Origin of the sequence: Amycolatopsis sp. SID8362, from assembly GCF_010550475.1 — a bacterium.
Lineage (GTDB): Bacteria > Actinomycetota > Actinomycetes > Mycobacteriales > Pseudonocardiaceae > Amycolatopsis > Amycolatopsis eburnea.
In genome coordinates this window covers 1-19,023 of sequence record NZ_JAAGNB010001765.1, presented here as the reverse complement: position 1 = coordinate 19,023, position 19,023 = coordinate 1, and the positions used below count along the sequence as shown (strand labels likewise).

At 69.8% G+C, this 19,023-nt stretch carries 16 protein-coding genes; 5 read left to right on the top strand and 11 right to left on the bottom strand.

The window, feature by feature from the left end; translation table 11 throughout:
• Nucleotides 1-2: 2 nt before the first annotated feature.
• Nucleotides 3-1,121, top strand: a complete 1,119-nt coding sequence (locus tag G3I65_RS54140; protein ID WP_309236107.1) for an LCP family protein — start codon at nt 3-5, stop codon at nt 1,119-1,121.
• Between the two features lie 168 nt (nt 1,122-1,289).
• Here the strand turns inward: G3I65_RS54140 and G3I65_RS54135 are convergent, their stop codons facing one another.
• On the bottom strand, nt 1,290-2,126 hold the full coding sequence (locus G3I65_RS54135; RefSeq protein ID WP_160704176.1) for an NAD(P)H-binding protein: 837 nt from the start codon (nt 2,124-2,126) through the stop codon (nt 1,290-1,292).
• Nucleotides 2,127-2,234: 108 nt separating this feature from the next.
• Here G3I65_RS54135 and G3I65_RS54130 point away from each other — a divergent pair, with 108 nt between their 5' ends.
• The gene (locus G3I65_RS54130; protein WP_160704174.1) at nt 2,235-2,945 is read left to right on the top strand and encodes a TIGR03089 family protein; all 711 of its coding nucleotides are present in this window, start codon (nt 2,235-2,237) and stop codon (nt 2,943-2,945) included.
• Here G3I65_RS54130 and G3I65_RS54125 read toward each other — a convergent pair.
• Nucleotides 2,942-3,379, bottom strand: a complete 438-nt coding sequence (locus G3I65_RS54125) for a DoxX family protein (protein WP_160704172.1) — start codon at nt 3,377-3,379, stop codon at nt 2,942-2,944. The genes G3I65_RS54130 and G3I65_RS54125 overlap by 4 nt on opposite strands.
• A 247-nt stretch (nt 3,380-3,626) precedes the next feature.
• Between G3I65_RS54125 and G3I65_RS54120 the strand changes: the two genes are divergently transcribed.
• Nucleotides 3,627-5,480, top strand: a complete 1,854-nt coding sequence (locus G3I65_RS54120; RefSeq protein ID WP_160704170.1) for a translation factor GTPase family protein — start codon at nt 3,627-3,629, stop codon at nt 5,478-5,480.
• On the opposite strand, the gene G3I65_RS54115 is transcribed toward G3I65_RS54120, so the two are convergent.
• The 4 genes from G3I65_RS54115 to G3I65_RS54100 all read right to left on the bottom strand — a co-directional run bounded on the left by G3I65_RS54115 (nt 5,477) and on the right by G3I65_RS54100 (nt 9,671).
• Nucleotides 5,477-6,292, bottom strand: a complete 816-nt coding sequence (locus tag G3I65_RS54115; protein WP_160704168.1) for a DUF1206 domain-containing protein — start codon at nt 6,290-6,292, stop codon at nt 5,477-5,479. The genes G3I65_RS54120 and G3I65_RS54115 overlap by 4 nt on opposite strands.
• Before the next feature lie 125 nt (nt 6,293-6,417).
• Nucleotides 6,418-6,843, bottom strand: a complete 426-nt coding sequence (locus G3I65_RS54110) for a hypothetical protein (RefSeq protein ID WP_160704166.1) — start codon at nt 6,841-6,843, stop codon at nt 6,418-6,420.
• A gap of 68 nt (nt 6,844-6,911) precedes the next feature.
• Nucleotides 6,912-7,841, bottom strand: coding sequence for a triacylglycerol lipase (locus G3I65_RS54105; protein ID WP_160704165.1), 930 nt, complete (start codon nt 7,839-7,841; stop codon nt 6,912-6,914).
• 672 nt (nt 7,842-8,513) lie between these two features.
• Nucleotides 8,514-9,671 (bottom strand): acyl-CoA dehydrogenase family protein, encoded by a 1,158-nt coding sequence (locus tag G3I65_RS54100; RefSeq protein WP_160704163.1) that lies wholly within the window; start codon nt 9,669-9,671, stop codon nt 8,514-8,516.
• 114 nt (nt 9,672-9,785) lie between these two features.
• Here G3I65_RS54100 and G3I65_RS54095 point away from each other — a divergent pair, with 114 nt between their 5' ends.
• Together G3I65_RS54095 and G3I65_RS54090 are read left to right on the top strand one after the other, a co-directional pair.
• On the top strand, nt 9,786-11,444 hold the full coding sequence (locus G3I65_RS54095; RefSeq protein WP_166641744.1) for a class I adenylate-forming enzyme family protein: 1,659 nt from the start codon (nt 9,786-9,788) through the stop codon (nt 11,442-11,444).
• A 143-nt stretch (nt 11,445-11,587) separates the two neighbouring features.
• Complete coding sequence (locus G3I65_RS54090; protein WP_160704159.1) at nt 11,588-14,146, top strand: NACHT domain-containing protein; 2,559 nt, start codon at nt 11,588-11,590, stop codon at nt 14,144-14,146.
• 5 nt (nt 14,147-14,151) lie between these two features.
• Here the strand turns inward: G3I65_RS54090 and purE are convergent, their stop codons facing one another.
• The 5 genes from purE to G3I65_RS54065 form a co-directional block, all read right to left on the bottom strand.
• Nucleotides 14,152-14,649, bottom strand: coding sequence for a 5-(carboxyamino)imidazole ribonucleotide mutase (gene purE / locus G3I65_RS54085; RefSeq protein ID WP_086857853.1), 498 nt, complete (start codon nt 14,647-14,649; stop codon nt 14,152-14,154).
• 14 nt (nt 14,650-14,663) lie between these two features.
• Nucleotides 14,664-15,848, bottom strand: a complete 1,185-nt coding sequence (locus tag G3I65_RS54080) for a 5-(carboxyamino)imidazole ribonucleotide synthase (RefSeq protein WP_160704157.1) — start codon at nt 15,846-15,848, stop codon at nt 14,664-14,666.
• Nucleotides 15,849-15,861: 13 nt separating this feature from the next.
• Nucleotides 15,862-17,070, bottom strand: coding sequence for a glycosyltransferase 87 family protein (locus G3I65_RS54075; RefSeq protein ID WP_160704155.1), 1,209 nt, complete (start codon nt 17,068-17,070; stop codon nt 15,862-15,864).
• Nucleotides 17,045-18,388 carry a glycosyltransferase 87 family protein gene (locus tag G3I65_RS54070; RefSeq protein WP_160704153.1) on the bottom strand — a complete coding sequence of 448 codons (1,344 nt, stop codon included), beginning with the start codon at nt 18,386-18,388 and terminating at the stop codon, nt 17,045-17,047. The genes G3I65_RS54075 and G3I65_RS54070 overlap by 26 nt, the downstream gene beginning before the upstream one ends.
• A 71-nt stretch (nt 18,389-18,459) precedes the next feature.
• A partial coding sequence (locus G3I65_RS54065; RefSeq protein WP_239072026.1) for a GGDEF domain-containing protein occupies nt 18,460-19,023 on the bottom strand: 564 nt, incomplete at its 5' end.

Genomic DNA, 19,023 nt, shown 5'->3' with positions numbered 1-19,023 from the left:
TGGTGTCGCTGCTCGCGCTCGGCGCCAGCGGGTACGCGTACGTGACGAAGGACCAGCTGCAGAGCACGGTCCCGACGACCGACGCGCTGACCCCGCGCGCCGGCGAGCCCGCGCCGCCCCCGGCGGACGACGGCGCGGACGACATCCTCCTGGTGGGCAGCGACGCGCGCACGGACGCCCAGGGCAACCCGCTCCCGGCGCGGCTGCTGCGGCAGCTGCGCACGGAAGCCAACAACGGCGCGGTGAACACCGACACGGTGATCGTGCTGCGGGTGCCGAAGAACGGCGGCAAGCCGTCGGCGGTCTCGATCCCGCGCGACACGTGGACCGAGATCCCCGGGCGCGGCCCGGGGAAGATCAACTCGGCGTACGGCATCGCGAAGGCGCACTACGCGCAGGAGCTGCGCGGGCAGGGCGAGCGCGACCAGGCGAAGATCGAGCGCGATTCGGACACCGAGGGCCGGCGGGTGCTGGTGCAGGCGGTCCAGGACCTGACGCAGGTGCGGATCGACCACTACGCCGAGGTCAACCTGCTGGGCTTCTACCTGCTGACCGAGGCGCTCGGCGGCGTGAAGGTCTGCCTGAACCACGCGACCGAGGACAAGGACTCGGGCGCGAACTTCCGCCGCGGCGAGCAGACGGTGTCGGGCGGCGAGGCGCTGTCGTTCGTCCGCCAGCGCAAGAACCTCCCGCGCGGCGACCTGGACCGGATCGTGCGCCAGCAGGCGTTCCTGTCCTCGGCCCTGCACCAGGTGCTGTCGGCGGGGACGCTCACCAGCCCCGGGACGCTGAACGGCCTGATGGACGCGGTGCACCGCGCGCTGACCATCGACCCCGGGCTCGACCTGCTGCAGTTCGCGCAGCAGGCGAAGGGCATCGCGTCGGGCGACCTGGCGTTCGCGACGATCCCGGTGATCACCGCGAACGGGCGGAGCGCGGACGGCCAGAGCATCGTGGAGGTCGACCCGAAGGCGGTCCGCGAGTACGTGGCCGGCCTGGCGGGCCGCACGGCACCCCCCGCCTCGGCCCCGCCTCCTTCCGGCGGCGGCTCGGGCAGCGGCGCCGCCCCCGCCGCGGCACCGCTGCTCCAAGACTCCCCCGGCGTCCCCTGCGTCAACTGACCCCGCGCCACTTTCCCTACGAAAGTGCAGCCACCTCACACGAACCTCACGCCACTTTCCCTACGAAAGTGCGACCACTTCACGCGAACCTCACGCCACTTTCTCTACGAAAGTGCCAACACCTCACACCAAACTCACGCCACTTTCCCTACGAAAGTGGCGGCGTCGTCAGGCGAAGTCGGCGCGGTGGTCCTCCGCCCACTGGCGGAACGTCCGTGGCGCGTGGCCCGTCACCTTGTGGACCACGTCCGTCACCAGCGACGGCTCCCGCGACGTCCGCGCCCACGTCCGAAGGATCTCCGGCGGCACCTCCGGGGGCCAGCCCAGCGCGACCATCCGCTCGGCCGCCTGCTCCGGCGTCAGCTCCTCGACCGGCAACGGCCGCCCGAGGACGTCCGCCAGTACCGCCGCCTGCTCGCGGAACGAGATCGGCTCCGGACCGGTCAGCGCGAGCGACTGCCCGGCGTGCGAGCCGTCGATCAGGACGCGGGCCGCCACCGCCGCGATGTCGCGCTCGTGGATGGCGCCGATCCGCGAGTCCGGGTACGCCGTGCGGACCACGCCCTCCTTGATGTCCGCGCGCCAGCCCAGGGTGTTCGTCGCGAACGCGCCCGGGTGCAGCACCGTCGAGGCGAACGAACCCGCCGCCAAGGCCTGCTCGGCGGCTTGGTGCAGCCGCGCGACCCGGCTCTGCGCGGACTCCGGTTCGAGCGTCGCCGCGGACGACAGCAGCACCACGTGCCGCACCCCCGCCGCCTCGGCCGCCTTCACGAACCCTTCGGTGCCCTGCGGGCGCGTGTAGAGGAAGACCGCCGAAACGCCGTCGAGCGCGGCGTCCAACGTGGACGCGTCTTCGAGGTCCGCGCTCACCTTCGCGACGCCGTCCGGGACGTCGAGCGTCGTCGCGTCACGGCTCGCCGCGCGGACGTCCTGACCTGCGGAAACGAGTTCGTCCAGCACCGCACGCCCGACGTTCCCGCGGGCTCCGGTGACGAGAATGGTCATGGCTGTTCCCCAGTTCCGAGATAGATTTGCTTGCAAAGCAAAGCTACTCAGCCCGGCGATCCGGTGTCAACCGGCGCGGTCCGTGGTCCGCGTTTTAGCCTTGTCCACATGAGCCTGACCGACGAGCTGCTGCGCCCGCTGCTGGCCTCGCCCGCCCGACCGCTGATCACCCACTACGACGACCAGCTCGGCAGCCGCGTCGAGCTGTCCGTGGCGACCACCGCCAACTGGGCGGCGAAGACGGCCAACTGGCTGACCGAGGAGTTCGACGTCGAGCCGGGCGACGCGGTGGCCGTGCAACTCCCGGCGCACTGGCAGACCGTCGGCGTGCTGCTCGGGGCGTGGTGGTGCGGGGCGCGCGTGGTGACCGAGGGCGCGGGCGCGCGGGTGGCGTTCGTCGGGCCGGACGACCCGGAGCCGACCGGCGCGACCGCGACCGCCGTCGTCACGCTCGACCCGATGGGCCGCGGCCTCGCCGAACCGCCGGGCGGCGGCGCGTTCGACTACCTGACGGAGTCGCGGATGGCGGGCGACCAGTACAGCCCGCTCTTCCCGATCCCCGGCGACACGGCGGCACTGTTCGACTCCACTGTGGACGAAGTGCTGGCCGAAGCCCGCGCCCGTGCGGCGAAACTGGGCCTCACCCCGGACGACCGCGTGTTGTCCACAAAGGAGTGGGACGGGCCGGAGGGCATCCTCGACGGCCTCCTCGTCCCCCTCGCCGCCGGCGCCCACCTGGTCCACGTCAGCAACGCGGACGAGGCGAAACTGGGTGCCCGCCGTGATGCGGAGCGCACCACGGCGGACCTCCCGGCTTAAGCGTTCTGCAGTTCCCCGGCTTCGACGCGGCGGGCGCGCTTGCGGCCCCACAGCAGGTGGTCCAGCGAAAACCGCCCGCCGTTGAAGCCGAGCGCGAGCCCGGCCAGCGCCAGCACGAAGACGAGTTCGTAGCCGCCCTGCCCGGTCAGGCCGTTGTCGATGTGCACCGAGAGCAGCGCGCCGACCGAGATCACGACGTACCCGATGCCGACCAGCGGCAGCAGGAACCCGGCGATGAACGCGATCGAGCCGAGGATTTCGACGGCCATCGCGAAGATCGCCGCGGCCGTGGGCAGCGGGATGCCGGTCATCTCGAAGAACTTCGCCGTGCCGTCGATGCCGCTGTTCCACTTCTGGATGCCGTGCGCGAGGAAGACGACCGCGACGCCGATCCTCCCCAGCAACAGGGCCACGTCCTTGAATCGTCCGAACATCGGTTTCAGCTCCCCGGTGGGTGAATTTTCAACTGACTCGCCCCAAGCTAGAGGTCCGAAACGCCCGGTCGAAGCATCGGAGGGTGATCGACAGGGAACCGACAGGGATCAGAAAAGCGGTTGGCGGCACCCGGCACGAGCGCTATCTTCGCCCTGACCTGCGCCGACGACCGTGAGGAGACCCCGATGCGCCGACAGACCGTCCGACCCGGCCTGTCACCCGCATCACAAAGGACTCCTCGCGACCGTGAAAACCCTGAACATCGGCATCCTCGCGCACGTCGACGCCGGTAAGACCAGCCTGACCGAGCGCCTGCTCTTCGACGCGGGCGTCATCGACCACCTCGGCAGCGTCGACCGGGGCGACACCCAGACCGACTCGCTCGAACTCGAACGCCGCCGCGGCATCACCATCCGGTCCGCGGTGGCGTCGTTCCTGACCGGCGACACCCGGATCACCCTGATCGACACCCCGGGCCACTCGGACTTCATCGCCGAGGTCGAGCGCGCCCTGCGCGTGCTCGACGGCGCCGTCCTCGTGGTGTCCGCCGTCGAAGGCGTCCAAGCCCAGACCCGCGTGCTGATGCGCAGCCTGCGCCGCCTCGCCATCCCGACGCTGGTCTTCGTCAACAAGACCGACCGGGACGGCGCCCGCGACCAGCTCGCCGACATCCGCGCGAAGCTGGCCCCGCGGGCGTTCGCGCTGCACGCGACGTCGCCCGACGAGCTGGGCGAGCTGCTGGCCGACGGCGACGACACCTTCCTGGAGTCCTATGTGGACAACCGAGTGGACGCTGCGGCCTGCCGCGCCGAGCTGGCCCGGCAGGTCGCCCGCGCCGAAGTGCACCCGGTGCTGACCGGCTCGGCGATCACCGGCGCCGGCGTCGCCGACCTGGTGACGGCGATGGCCGGGCTGCTCCCGGCGACCGAGCGCACCGGCGCCGGGCCGCTGGCCGCGACGGTGTTCAAGATCGACCGCGGCCGCGCCGGGGAGAAGATCGCCTACGCCCGCCTGCATTCCGGCTCCCTGGCACCGCGGCAGCGGATTTCCTTCTACCGCGGCGAAACCGAGTTCACCGGCCGGGTCTCGGCGGTCGAAGCCGCCGGCGAGGACGTGGCGCTCGCCGGGGACGTCGCCCGGGTGCGCGGCCTGCGCGAGGTCCGGATCGGCGACCGGCTCGGCTCCCCCGGTGCCGACCGCGACCGCGTGTTCGCGCCGCCGAGCCTGGAAACCGTGGTGCGGCCGGTCCGGCCCGAGCAGGCGGCGGCGCTGTTCACCGCGCTGACCAGACTGTCCGAAGAGGACCCGCTGATCGACGTCCGCCGGTCCGGCCACGACGTTTCGGTGCGGCTCTACGGCGAAGTGCAGAAGGAGGTGCTGCGCTCGATGCTGGCCGACGGCGCCGGCATCGACGTCACCTTCGAGCGCACGCGCACGCTGTACGTCGAGAAGCCGGTCGCCCGCGGCGAGGCCCTCGAGGAGCTGGATCCGGAACAGCGGCTGTACTTCTTCGCGACGGTCGGGCTGCGGGTGGAGCCCGGGCCCGGAGTCGCGTTCGGACTGTCGGTGGAGCTGGGCTCGCTGCCGCTGGCGTTCCACAAGGCGATCGAGGAGACCGTCCACCACACCCTCGAACAAGGGCTCTACGGCTGGGAAGTGCTGGACATCGCCGTCACGCTGACGCACACGGCGTTCTTCAGCCCGCTCAGCGCCGCGGGCGACTTCCGCAAGATGACGCCGCTGGTGCTCATGGCGGCGCTGAAGAAGGCCGGCACGCGGGTGCACGAGCCGGTGCACCGCTTCGAGCTGGAAGTCCCGGTGAACGCCGTCAGCGCGGTGCTGCTCAAGCTGGCCGAACTGCGCGCGGTGCCCGGCGAACCGGTCACCGCGAACGGGTCCTGCACGCTGCACGGCACCATCCCGGCGGCGCACGTCCACGAGTTCGAGCAGGCGTTGCCGGCGCTCGGCCAGGGCGAAGGCGTCTTCCTCAGCGAGTTCTGCGAGTACCGGCCGTACCCGGGGCCGCCGCCGGTCCGGCCCCGGACCGGCGACAACCCCTTGGACCGCAAGGAATACCTGGCGCAGGTCGCCCGGCGTTAGCGCTTGTGCGCCCAGGCCGCGCCGAAGCAGTACGCGCCGAACGCGGCGAGGCCGAGCGCGACGGCGGTCAGCAGAACGGTGCCGAAGGGCTGGGCGGCGAGCGTCTTGAGCGCGGCGTCCAGCCCGCCGGCCTGGTTCGGGTCGGCCTTGAACCCGGCGATGGCGAGCAGGATCGCGACCACGGTGAAGACGAGGGCCTTGGCGAGGTAACCCGTGGTGCCGAGCCAGCCGATCCAGCGCTTGCTCTTCCCCGGCAGCTCGGTCGTGTCGAGGTCTTCGAGGAACGTCTTCTTGGCGCCCTTCACCCCGGCGGCGATCGCGACCCCGAGGACGCACGCCGCGGCGATGACCACCAGCGCCGGCCCGGCGGGCAGCTGGAGCAGCTTGGCGGTGAACTCCTGCTGCTGCCGGCTGCTCGACCCGCCGCCCCCGCTGCCGGTGGCGATCCGGAAGGCGGTGAAGCCGAGCAGGATCACGACGACACCGCGGGCGACGGCGCCAATCCGCTTGCGCGTCCGCTTCCCGCCGCTGACCCACTCGTACCCGGTGGCGGCCATCAGGAACTGCCAGAGGCCGAACAGGACGAGCCCGATGGCCACGACCCACAGCAGGACCTGGCCGAACGCCGTCGAGCCGATCTGCTGCATGGCGCCCTTCTGGTCGGCCTGCTCGCTGTCGCCGAAGGCAACCTGGAGGGCCAGGTAGGCGATGACCAGGTGCACGACGCCGTAGCACGCCATGCCGATCCGACCGAGCAGCTGCGTGGTGTCGCTCTTCTCGCCTCTTTCGGCGGTGGCCTCTGTCCGGTTCATGCCGGCTCGGGTACCCAATCCGAAGCGGAATCCGCTGGGCTGAGTGGCGCAATCCCGCGCGGCGATGGGACGACCGGGGCACGGACGCGCGACTGATCGGAGTCGGGGTGCACCCCGACTCCGGCTCAGGCGGGCCGGCGCCGGACCTCGTCGAGCCGGGCCCAGCCGCCGTTGACGGCGAGCAGCGTCAGCACCTGCTCGGCCTGCTCGGCGAACCGCGCGAGGTCGTCGTGCAGCAGCGCGGCGCGGTCCCCGTCGAGCTGGTCGGCGTCGTCGAACCAGAGCGAGATCACCGACCCGGCCGTGACGGCGAGCCCCTGCGTCAGCCGGAGGAAGCCGTCCGACGGCTCAGCGGCGTCGGCGCGGTAAGCGGTTTCGATCTCGTCGCAGGCGGCGAGCAGTTCCCGCAGCTGCCGAACCGCCCCGGCCGGCGTGCCGTCCCAGGCGGCCGTCGGCCAGGCGCGGTCGGACAGCTCGAGCCACAGCCGCCAGCCGGCGACCAGCTCGGCTTCGTCGTGGGGCGTCCAGGACGCCGGAACCGGCCAGTACATACATCGAGGGTGACACCGCCGGAGCGGAAAACCGCCCCGGCGGTGGGTTATGTCTCATGTGGCGAAACTCAGCTGATCACGGGCGGCACCGGCACGCACGGCGGCGTCTTGGCGTGCGCGGGGTCGAGCGCGTTGAGCACCAGCCCCTGCGCGACGGGGTCGTAGGTGATGCCGAGGTGGTCGGTGAAGTCGAGCCCGCAGACGTTCTGCAGCAGGATGTTCTTGACGTTCGGTTTCGCGGGCAGGAACGCGCTGGAGTACGGCGTGACGACGTCGTCGTAGCGGGTCTGGATGACGGTGTACTGGACGCCGTCGACGGTCTCGCCCCCGGCGTTGAGGTCGGTGAGGAAGTCCGACCCGACGGCTTGCTCGTTGCACGCCTGGCAGACGGTCCCGAGCGCGGCGGGCACCCCCGGGATCCGTTCGAGGGTGCTGAGCAGCCCGAAGAGATCGGTCCCGTGGTTGGACGGCGACAGCCCGACGAGCCGGCTGATCTTGCTCGCGCCCCCGAGGTACTTGATCCAGTACCGGACGTTCATCCCGCCCTGCGAGTGCCCGACGACGTCCAGCTTGCTCGCCCCGGTCCTGGCCAGGATCTCGTCCCCGAAGGCGGCAAGCGCTTTCGTGGTGTCGGCGATCGGCCCGACGGTCTGCAGGAAGGCCCCGGGCGCCCCGCCGAAGTTCCCGGCGAAGACGCAGTACCCGGCGTTGGCGAGCTTCTGCGACAGGTTGGCCCAGTTTTCGTACGCGTTGGCGGTGGTCCCGTTGGACAGCAGCACGGGATTCGGGTGCGCGGCCGAGGGCTTGCAGTTCCAGTCGTTCGCCCCGGGCGGCGCGATGGTGGGATCGGCCAGCGAGTAGAGCGCGGCCGTGAGGATGTTCGGCTGAACGGGCCCGGTGGGTTCTCGTTCCGCGGCTTGGCCGGTCCCGGCCCCCAGTACCAGCGCCGCCACCGAGGCGACGGCCGCCGTGAGCCACCTGCGCGTCGTTGCGCCCATCCGTTTCACCTCTCTGTGAACCGATGGTGATCCGCGTCACCGCAGAGTTAACGCGCGAGTAACTTGTCTGGACACTCCCCCTGGTGAGTGATTTTCTTTCGGTGTTTTTGCTGGTAAGAGCGCCACGCAAAGCGCCCCCGGCACCACTGGGGTGCCGGGGGCGTCGCTCGCGCGAGGGTCAGCCCTTGAGCAGGGCGCGGGCCATCACGACCTTCTGGATCTGGTTCGTGCCGTCGTAGATCTCAGCCTCTGAGCTGCGTGAACGGCCTGGCGATGTCGGGGCTTCGACGTGACCGCGATGCGGGTCCGGCAGGGGATACGCAGGTGCCGATCGCGCACCACGCGTGCAACATCCGCCACGTCGCTGCTTACCCTGCCGGTTCGGCTTGCGCCTCGGGCGCCCCGTGCACCTGTTGAGGCGGATTGGCCGAAGTATGACGTAACCGCCTACCGGTCCTCAACGCCGCCCGAGACCTCGGAGGACGGGTAGTACGCAGCATCGAGGTCTACTACCTCGACGTTGGTGCGGGAAGGCCATGGCTACGCATCGGTTCCGAAGAACCAGAGCCCGATGTGGGCACTGCCTGGATTGGCCGGAGTCGGGCGGTCTGGTGCCGATGACGACCTGATCATGGACCCCAGGGCCGCCCGAACTACCGAGTCAAGATCAATCTAGCCCTTGAGCAGGGCCCGCGCCATCACGACCTTCTGGATCTGGTTCGTGCCTTCGTAGATCTGCGTGATCTTCGCGTCGCGCATCATGCGCTCCACCGGGAAGTCGCGGGTGTAGCCGGCGCCGCCGAAGAGCTGGACCGCGTCCGTCGTGACCTCCATCGCGATGTCCGACGCGTACGCCTTCGCCGCCGAGGCCATGAAGCCCGCGCGCTTGTCGCCGCGCTCCGAGGCCGCTGCCGAGGCGTAGACCAGGTGGCGGGCCGCTTCGATCTTGGTGCCCATGTCGGCCAGCATGAACTGGATGCCCTGGAACTCCGCGATCGCCTTGCCGAACTGGCGGCGGTCCTTCACGTACGCCACGGCCGCGTCGAGGGCGCCCTGGGCGATGCCCAGTGCCTGGGCGCCGATCGTCGGGCGGGTGTGGTCGAGGGTGCGCAGCGCCGTCTTCAGGCCGGTGCCCGGCTCGCCGATGATGCGGTCCTCGGGGATCGTGCAGTTCTCGAAGTAGATCTCGCGCGTCGGGGAACCCTTGATGCCGAGCTTCTTCTCCTTCGGGCCCACCGAGAAGCCCGGGTCGTCCTTGTGCACGACGAACGCCGAGATGCCGTTGGCCTTCTTCTCCGCGTCCGGGTCGGTCACGGCCATCACCGTGTACCAGGAGGACTCGCCCGCGTTCGTGATCCAGCACTTGGTGCCGTTGAGCACCCAGTGGTCGCCGTCGAGCCGGGCGCGCGTGCGCATCGACGCGGTGTCCGAGCCCGCTTCGCGCTCCGAAAGCGCGTACGACGCCGAGGCCTCGCCCGACGCGATCGAGGGCAGCACCAGCTTCTTCACGCTCTCCGAGCCGGACAGGATGATCGGCTGGGTGCCGAGCTTGTTCACCGCCGGGATCAGCGACGCCGACGCGTCGACGCGCGCGACCTCTTCGATCACGATGCAGGCGCCGACGGCGTCCGCGCCCTGGCCGTCGTACTCCTCGCCGATGTGGACGGCGTTGAAGCCCGACTTGACCAGCGCGTTGTACGCCTCGATCGGGTAGCGCTCGTTCTCGTCGACCTCGGCCGCGTACGGCGCGATCTCCTTCTCGGCCAGGGCCCGGACCGCGGCCCGCAGCTCCTCGTGCTCCTCGGCAAGCTGGTACAGGCCGTCGGTCACTTCGGGTCACCTTCTCTGCAACGTCGGAAGAGTTCTGTCGATGTTAGCGCTCGTTCACAGCAGGTGGCGCCCTCGTCCTTGTGTCGTTGACCGCAGAATTCGTATGGTCGAGTGATGCCGCTCACCGCGCCGACGACGCCGCCCGGTTTGCCCGCCTCCCTCGACTACCCCGAAGTCCCCGTCGGTTCGATCCTCGCCGCGGGCGCCGCCCGCTGGGGTGACCGGATCGCCTTCGAGCACGACGGCCGCAGCCTCACCTTCACCGAGACGTGGCACGCCGCCTGCCGGTTCGCGCACGCGCTCGGCGCCCGCGGCATCGGCCGCGGCGACGTCGTGGCGCTGCACCTGCCGAACTGCCTCGCGTTCCCGGTCGCCTACTACGGGACGCTGCTGGCCGGCGCCACCTTCAGCCCGGCGAACCCGCTGCTCCCGCCGGACGACCTCGCCTTCCAGCTCACCGACTGCGAGGCCGCGGCCGTGGTGACGTTCGGCCCGGTCGCGGGCGCGCTGGCGAGCATCGCCGACCGGATCCCGGCGCGGCTGACGGTCGTCGTCGCCCCCACCGGTGACCTGCCCGAGGGCGCCGTCGAGTTCGAGGCGTTCCAGGACGGCCAGCCGGCGACGCGGCCCGAGGTGGACATCGACGTCCACGAAGACCTCGCGCACCTGGCCTACACCGGCGGCACCACGGGCCGCTCGAAGGGCGTCCGGCTCACGCACCGCAACGTCGTGGTCAACACCCTCCAGCACGCCTGCTGGGGCTCCGGCTCGGTGCCGGCCCTCGACGCGCATGGCGACGTCACCCTCGACCAGATCGGCAGCGAGGAGGAGTGGGCGACGCGCCTGGGCACCGGCGTCGCGATCAACCTGACGCCGTGGTTCCACGCGATGGGCATCATCGGCGGCCTGAACGCGGCGGTCCTCGCGGGCACGACGATCGTCCTGCACACGCGCTTCGACCCGCCGGCCTACGTCGCCGACGCCGAACGGCTGCGCATCACGGGCATCGGCGGCGCGCCGGCGCTCTTCGCCGCGCTGCTCGCGACGCCGTCGTTCCACACCGCCGACCTGTCGTCGGTCCGCTCGATCGGCTCGGGCGCGGCGCCGATGAACCACGCGATGATCACCGCGCTGCGCGACCGCTTCCCCGGCGTCGTCATTTGCGAGGGCTACGGCCTCACCGAGGCGACGATGGGCGCGGTCATCTCGCCGACGTACCAGTCGGGCACGCGCAAGGTCGGCTCGGTCGGCGTCCCGATCTTCGACACGGAGGTCAAGATCGTCGCGGCCGAGGGCGGCGAAGATCCGCTCCCGGCGGGCGAGAAGGGCGAGGTCTGCCTCCGCGGCCCGCAGATCATGCAGGGCTACCGCAACCGCCCCCAGGAGACGGCCGACACCCTCGTCGACGGCTGGCTCCACACCGGCGACATCGGCATCCTCGACGCCGACGGCTACCTCTCCATCGTCGACCGCAAGAAGGACATGCTGCTGTACAAGGGCTACAACGTCTTCCCCCGCGAACTGGAGGAACTGCTGGTGACGATGCCCGGCGTGGCGGCGGCCGCGGTGGTCGGCCGCCCGGACGCCGAGGTCGGCGAGCTGCCGGTCGCGTTCGTGGTGCCGCGCGGGCCGTTGGACGCGGACGAGCTGATGGCCGCGGTCAACGAGAAGGTGCTGCCGTACAAGCGGTTGCGGGAGGTGCACGTGGTCGAGCAGATCCCCGTGTCGGCGGCGGGGAAGGTGCTCAAACGCGAACTGCGGGAACGGCTGTGAGATAACCGGGCAATATCGAATACGCATCGGACCCCGGGCGGCGTAACGAAATCCGGGCCGATCGCGAAGCGCTTCCGCAGCCGGGGCGAACTGCCTATCATGGCGAGGATCGCCACGTTGGTCCGCCGGCCGGGGGAATTCGCATGGAACAGAAGTTCACGGCAACCAGCCTGCTCTCGGCAGTGCGCTGGCTTTTCGAAACCAATGGCTACGACGTCAGCGACCCGGTCGAGCGCCGCGGCGTCGAAGTCGAGCTCGTCGCGACCCAGCTCTCCGGCTTCAGCGAGCAGAACGTCTACATCGAGCCCACGGTCCAGCAGGTGGACGGCGTGCGGTACGACGAGTACCTCGCCAAGCTGACGCCGTTCCGCAACGAGCCCGGCGCGCAGCGGATGATCATTTCCCCGGCGGGATTCGCGCCGGGTGTCAAAGAACGGGCCGGCGCCGAAGGAATTCTCACCTTCACCTACGACGAGCTGTTCGCGAACTTCGAACGGGTTCAGCCCTACCTGTCGTACATCCTGGGCGATTCGATCGAGGCGAAGAACCTCCAGGCACTGGACGAAGTCTACGAGGAACCCAACTTCGACGACAAGCACGGGAAGCAGTGGGCCACGGCCCACCTCAACGACTGGCTGCGCGATGACGACAAGGACAGGTCCTGGCTGATCATCGTCGGCGAGTACGGCACCGGCAAGACCGCGTTGACCGAGGTACTGCAGAAGCGATGGACGGAGCTGTACCAGAAAGGCGTCAGTCCACGCCTGCCGTTCCGTATCGAACTGCGCGACTTCACCAAGCAGTTCGACTCGCGAGGCCTACTGCACCACTTCCTGGACCGCAACGAATTGGCACATCTCCCAGTCGCCTTCGTCGAAAGCATGATCGCCAACGGTCACGTCGTGCTGCTACTGGACGGGTACGACGAAATGGCCCAGTATCTCAACGTGCGCGAGCGGCGCGCATGCCTGGAGGCTCTCGCAGATCTGGCAAGCAACGGGGCAAGAGGCATCTTGACGAGTCGCCCCAACTACTTCACAGAAGCCGAAGAGCTACGAGTATTCGAGGTCCTGTACAAGAAGCTTGGCTCACCGCACGCCAAAACTTCCCTGAACCACAAGATAGCCGAAAAAGAACGTGAAGTCGACTTGCTCCTGGAGAGGTTCGTACTCAATCGCGTCGAGCGCAGCCTCCGAGACCTCACCGAGGAGCAGACCATCGAACTGGTTCGCAGGCGGCTCAAGGACGACCCCGAAGGCGCGGAAGTCGTAACCGGACTGCTTTCGAAGGTCTTCCGGAACGACGAGGACAGGAATGTCTCGCTGTCCGGAAAGCCGGTGATCATCACCTACCTCCTCGATGTCGTCGAAGAACTCAAGGAGGACAGCGAGGAAGATACAGAGAAGAAGATGTCCGAGTGGGACATCTACAACCTGATCGTGAACAAGCTCATGCTGCGCGACTGGGGAAGAACAAACACCCTGGATCCCGATGAGCGACTTCTTTTTCTTCAGCAGCTTGCTCTGTACACGTCCATCAGTCAGCAGAAGAGCTTGAACGAGTCGAGCTTTCGCGAAGTCACAAGAAAGGTTTTCGAATCGAAGATAGCGAGAAAGCGCATCGAAGGGGCGACGGACGCCGAGGATTCCCTCTTCGACGACCTCCGTACCTCCACAACGCTCACCGCGAGTACGGAAAAAGGCATCGCCAAGTGGCAGTTCTCCCACAACTCCCTGCGTGAGTTCCTGCTGGCCGGCTACCTCATCGACTGCCTCGTCGACGGCAAGCCGGAGCCGCAGTCCGTGCCGGTGACGGACACCATGATCACCTTCGTCAACTCGATGCCGGAGGAGAAGCTGCGGGAGGCGTACACGCAGCTCTCCGCCCTGTGGCCGTCGCGGAAGATGCACAAGGGCATCGATCAGATGCTCACCCTGCTCTGGGGTGCGAAGCGGCACAACGAGCGCAAGAACCGGGGCGTCGCCGCCAGTCTGCGCGACCTCATCGGCGACAGCTTCGACCTCTCGAACTGCACGCTGACCGGCGTCAACTTCAGCTCGGGCGACCAGGTCGACCTGCGTGGTCTGAACGCGTCGAGCAGCATCATGACCGACACCGTCTTCACCGACGTGGATCTGACCGGGTCGAACTTCTCGGAATCCGCGATCGACGCCTGCGTGCTCACGAACGCCGACGTGAGCGGTGCCGACTTCTCCAACCTCCTGATGCTGGACACGGAGATCACCGGGCTGGTGTGCACCGGAGCGAACTTCACCAACCTCACCAAGGACTCGACGGCGTTGCTGAAGGTCGGGAAAGACCTCCACGTGCTCGACGCGACCAGGCTCCGGGGCTACCTGAAGCGGCGCGGGGCCATCACGGACCCCGTCAACCCGTACTTCATGTTCTGCCTCGACCAGAACTTCGACATCTGCGAGAAGATCTGCCGCGTCCTGCTGGACGGCGCGTGGCACCAGCGCCTCGGCTTGGAGCAGCGCGGCGCGTCCGAGCGCAACGTCAGGCTGGCCAAGAAGTTCGTCCAGTTCCTGATCTCCGTCGGCCACGTGCAGATCAAGAACGGCACCGGCGGGAAGCTCATCGGCACCACGCAGAGCGGCCGCCCGGTCGTGGCCCGGCTGAGCGAAAACGCCCAGATCGACGAGACGCTGCTGCCCTTCTTCGAGCAGAACCTGAACCAGTAACGGACTCAGTGGCCGGTCTTGGCGCGCAACGCCGCGTCCTTGTCCAGGACCAGCTTCTCCAGGTCCTGCTGGAACTTCGCCATCTTCGAGCGCAGGCCCTCGTCGGACGCCGCCAGGATGCGGACCGCCAGGAGGCCCGCGTTGCGCGCGCCGCCCACCGAGACCGTTGCCACCGGGACACCCGCCGGCATCTGGACGATCGACAGGAGGGAGTCCATGCCGTCCAGGTACTTCAGGGGGACCGGGACGCCGATCACCGGGAGGACCGTGGCCGAGGCGACCATGCCCGGGAGGTGGGCCGCGCCGCCCGCGCCCGCGATGATCACGCGGATGCCGCGGGCCACCGCCGAGGTCGCGTAGTCCAGCATGCGCTGGGGCGTCCGGTGCGCCGAGTAGACGCCGACCTCGTACTCGACGCCGAACTCGTCCAGCGCCGCGCCGGCCGCCTCGAGGGTCGGCCAGTCCGAGTCGCTGCCCATGATCACGCCCACCTGCGGCGCCATACCCGTCACTCCCGTCAGTGGATCTCGTAGCCGTCGAGCCAGACGGCGTGGGACAGCCAGTGCGCCGACAGCAGCGCGCGGTTGCGCAGGTCGTCCATGCGCTCGCCGGTGAAGTTGACGTGCCCGAGCTTGCGCCCCGGGCGCTCCTGCTTGCCGTACAGGTGCACGCGGACCTCCGGGTACCGCGCGAACAAGTGGTGCAGCCGCTCGTCCGGGCCCATTTCGGGCAGCTCCGCGGCACCCAGCACGTTCGCCATCACGCACGCCGGCGCGACCAGGTCGGTTCGGCCCAGCGGATAGTCGAGGACCGCGCGCAGGTGCTGCTCGAACTGCGACGTGCGCGAGCCGTCCATCGTCCAGTGGCCGGAGTTGTGCGGGCGCATCGCCAGCTCGTTCACCAGCAGCCCGGTGTCGGTCTCGAACAGCTCCACGGCCAGCAGGCCCGTGACGTCCAGCGTCGACGCCACCCGCAGCGCGAGGTCCTGTGCCTCGTGCACCCGCGATTCGGACAGGCCCGGGGCCGGCGCCAGCACCTCGGTGTTGATGCCGCCCTCCTGGACCGTCTCGACCACCGGGTACGCCGCGCCCTGGCCGAAGGGCGAGCGGGCGACGAGCGCGGACAGCTCCCGCCGCATCGCCACCTTCTCCTCGACCAGCAGCGCCGTACCCGCTTCGAGCAGCTCCGGCACCGTCTCGCGGGCGTGCTGCGCGGTGTCGAGCATCCAGACACCGCGCCCGTCGTACCCGCCGCTCGACGCCTTGAGCACGACCGGCCAGCCGTGCTCGCCGCCGAACGCCACCACGTCGTCCACTGTGGACACCTCGGCGAAGGCCGGGCCCGGCACGCCGAGGCCCGCCATCATCTCGCGCATCACCAGCTTGTTCTGCGCGAAGCCCAGCGCCGACGGCGCCGGCCGGATGACGTAGCCCTCCATCGCCAGCGTCAGCAGGTGCTCGCCCGGCACGTGCTCGTGGTCGAACGTGAGCACGTCGACCGAGGCCGCGAACTTCCGCAGCGCGTCGAGGTCGGTGTGGTGCCCCAGGGTGACGTCGCCCGCGACGAGCCCCGCCGCTTCGTTCTCGCCCGCGGCGAGCACGCGCAGGGACTGACCGAGGGAGATCGCCGCCTGGTGGGTCATCCGGGCCAGCTGCCCGCCGCCCACCATGCCCACGACGGGCAGACCGGTGTTTTTGTCCATAGCGCCGATCAGCCTAAACGGTCACGACCTGGGGTGACCGCCGGACCAGGCGAAGCTCACGCGCCGCCAGCCCGAGGATCCCGGCCGCCGCCGCGAGCACGTAGACGTTGCCGAGGACCGACCAGCCCAGGCCCCAGGAGAACTCCGTGTCGCCGCCGTTGGGCACCAGCATCACGAGCTGCGAGAGGAACAGCGCCGCCACCGCCGCCGCGGCCCACCACCGCGCCTTCACCACCAGCAGCGTGAGCAACGGCACGCACCAGACCCAGTGGTGCGACCACGACACCGGCGACAGCAGCAGCCCGTAGAACGCCGTCACCAGCAGCGCCGCCGCGTCCTCGCCACGCCGGTGCAGCCGCACCACCAGCCACACCGCGGGCACGGCCAGCACCGCCGCCACCCCGACCGCCACCGCCAGCGACCAGGGCGCCAGCGCCGAAGCCCGGTTGACCAGCCCGTTGAGCGACTGGTTGAAGATCCAGTGCACCGACCCGACCCGGCTCGGGTCGGTCGCCGAATCCCGCCAGAACCGCGCCGCGTCGGCCGGGATGACCGCGAACATCACCGCTTCGAGCGCCACGAACGTGCCCAGTGCCCGCAGCCCGTCCTTCCACCGGCCCGTGAAGAACAGGTGCGGCACGAAGATCAGCGGGGTCAGCTTGATCGCCGCCGCCACGCCGATCAGCACGCCCGCCCAGCGCGACCCCCTTGCCGACAGCACCAGGACGTCCAGCACCACGAACGCCATCAGTATCAAGTTGATCTGGCCCAGGAACAGCGTCTTCCACACCGGTTCCAGCGCCAGCGCGATGGCCGTTCCCGCCGGCAGCGCCCACCGGCTTCTTCCCAGAAGCGACGAGCCCCCCGGCGACGACGAAACCACCGTGATGACGACCATAAGACCGACCACCGACAAAAAAGCGATCACGCCCCACACCAGCCCGGACGGCACCAGGGCGAGCGGCAGGAACAGCGGCGCCGCGGCGGGCGTGTAGGTGAACGGCAGCCGCACCCAGTCCGGCAGCGCGGTCAGCACGTCGCGCGTGTAGAGCGGGTCGCCGTGCAGCAGCGTCAGCGCGCCCGCGCGGTAGACGGCGCTGTCCGCGCCCAGGTGCCAGCCCGCCAGCCAGCCGACGACCCCGAAAGCCAGTACGAGCAGCGCGATCCCGCCGGCGGCGAAGCGGCCGGCGCGCGCCTCAGACCCCGGTCGGGACGTCGACATCCGCGGCCGCCTTCTTCCGTGCCCGCCGCTGCAGCCCCCAGCGCAGGACCAGCGCGAAGGCCAGCACGACCGGCATCAGGATGTAGGCGTCCCCCAGCACGTTCTGCCACACCTTCCAGTGCAGCTCGACGTTGCGGCCGTTCGGCAGGATCAGCAGCACGCAGCTGACGAACACGAAGGCGACCAGCCCGGTCCCGACCCAGCGCTTCCACGCCGTCTTCGGGGTGGTCTTCGGCAGCCGCGAGACCAGCAGCACGATCAGCGGGATGACCCACACCCAGTGGTGGGTCCACGAGATCGGCGAGATCAGCAGCGTCCAGAACGCCGTGACGAGCAGCGCGGCCAGCGCCTGGCCCTTGCGGTGGAACCGCATGAGCAGCCACAGCGCCGGGATCGCGAGCAGGAGACCGATGCCCATCGCCGCCTTCGACGCCCACGGCGCGAGGTCGGTGGCCCGGTTCATCAGCGCGTTCAGCGACTGGTTGCCCGCCCAGTGCACCGGCCCGATCCGGCCGGTGTCCGGCAGGGTGACGGTCCAGTACTTGGCCGCGTCGTGCGCGTTGATCAGGAACATCAGGCCCTGGAGCAGCACGAACGTCGCGAAACCGCGGATCGCGTCCATCCGGCGGCCGGTCACGAACAGGTGCCCGAGGAACACCAGCGGCGTCAGCTTGATCGCCGCGGCGACGCCCACCAGCACGCCGCCCCAGCGGCTCCCGCGGGCACCGATGACCAGCATGTCCAGCAGGATCATGGCCATCAGGATCAGGTTGATCTGGCCGAGGAAGATCGTCCGCCACACCGGCTCGAGACCGAGGAAGACCAGGAAGAACACGATGGTCGAGCGGGCGGGCGAGGCCCACCAGCGCGGCCCGTCGGCGGCCGGGCGGGGCAGCGCGCCGATCGCGATCCGGATCGACAGCGCCATCGCCCCCAGCGAGACGGCGGTGATCAGGCCCCACGAGATCTGCGTCGGGAAGGCCGCGAGCGGGACGAAGATCAGCGCCGCCGTCGGCGGGTAGGTGAACGGCAGCAGCGCCCACCACGGCTCGTTGGGCAGCGTGTTCGCGTCGTAGAGGGAGTCGCCGTGCAGCAGCGTCAGCGCGCCCGCGCGGTACACCGCGCTGTCCACGCCGAGCACCCAGTCGTGCTGCCAGCCGTAGATGCCGTACCCGATCGCGACCAGCGGGATCACCGACAGGATCAGGATCGACCGCGGGCGGACGGACAGGCGGGCGAGTGACTTCCGCAGCGCCAGCCGGTGCTGGGATCTGGCCACGACTTCGCCGTCGACGTCGGAGGGTACGGTCCTGGTCACCGCACCAGGAAATCATGACCGGCCCGATCCGGGTCAGCGAGGTCCGGGCGGAAGCGGACTTTTCGGGCGTTCTACGCGCGCGCGAGCTGGGTGAGCAGGTCGCACGCGAGTTCGTGGGTGGCCGGCAGCCGCACCGCGGACACGCGGGGCTTGCCCGCCTCCGCCAGCTGCGCGTCCACTGACAGGCGCTCGTTCAGCGCCCGCCGCAGCGCGACGCCGTGCGAACCGACCCGGTCGTCCTTCGGGACCAGCGCGGCGACGACGGACGGCCCGAGCGAAGCGACGCTCTGCCCGCTGTCGAACACCGCCCGCAGCGCGTCCGCGACGAGGATCATCCCGGTCAGCCGCGGGAACCCGGCCACGGCGCTGAGGTCGAGCGAGACGACCAGGAGCACGTGCTCCTCGGCGGCGGGCCGCTCCCGCGCGGCGGCGGCCCGGTAGACCTCGTAGAGCCGGGTGCGCAGGTACGCGGCCGAGGGCAGGCCGGTCAGCGGATCGGTGACCTCGGTGTGCACGAGCTGGTCGGTGGCGACGTCGGCCCAGGCCAGCGCGGTGGTCCGGAGCAGCCGCGCCGGGGTGGCGTCGACGTCCGGCAGGACGAAGCCGTCGCCGCCGTGGTCGAGCACGGCGTGCAG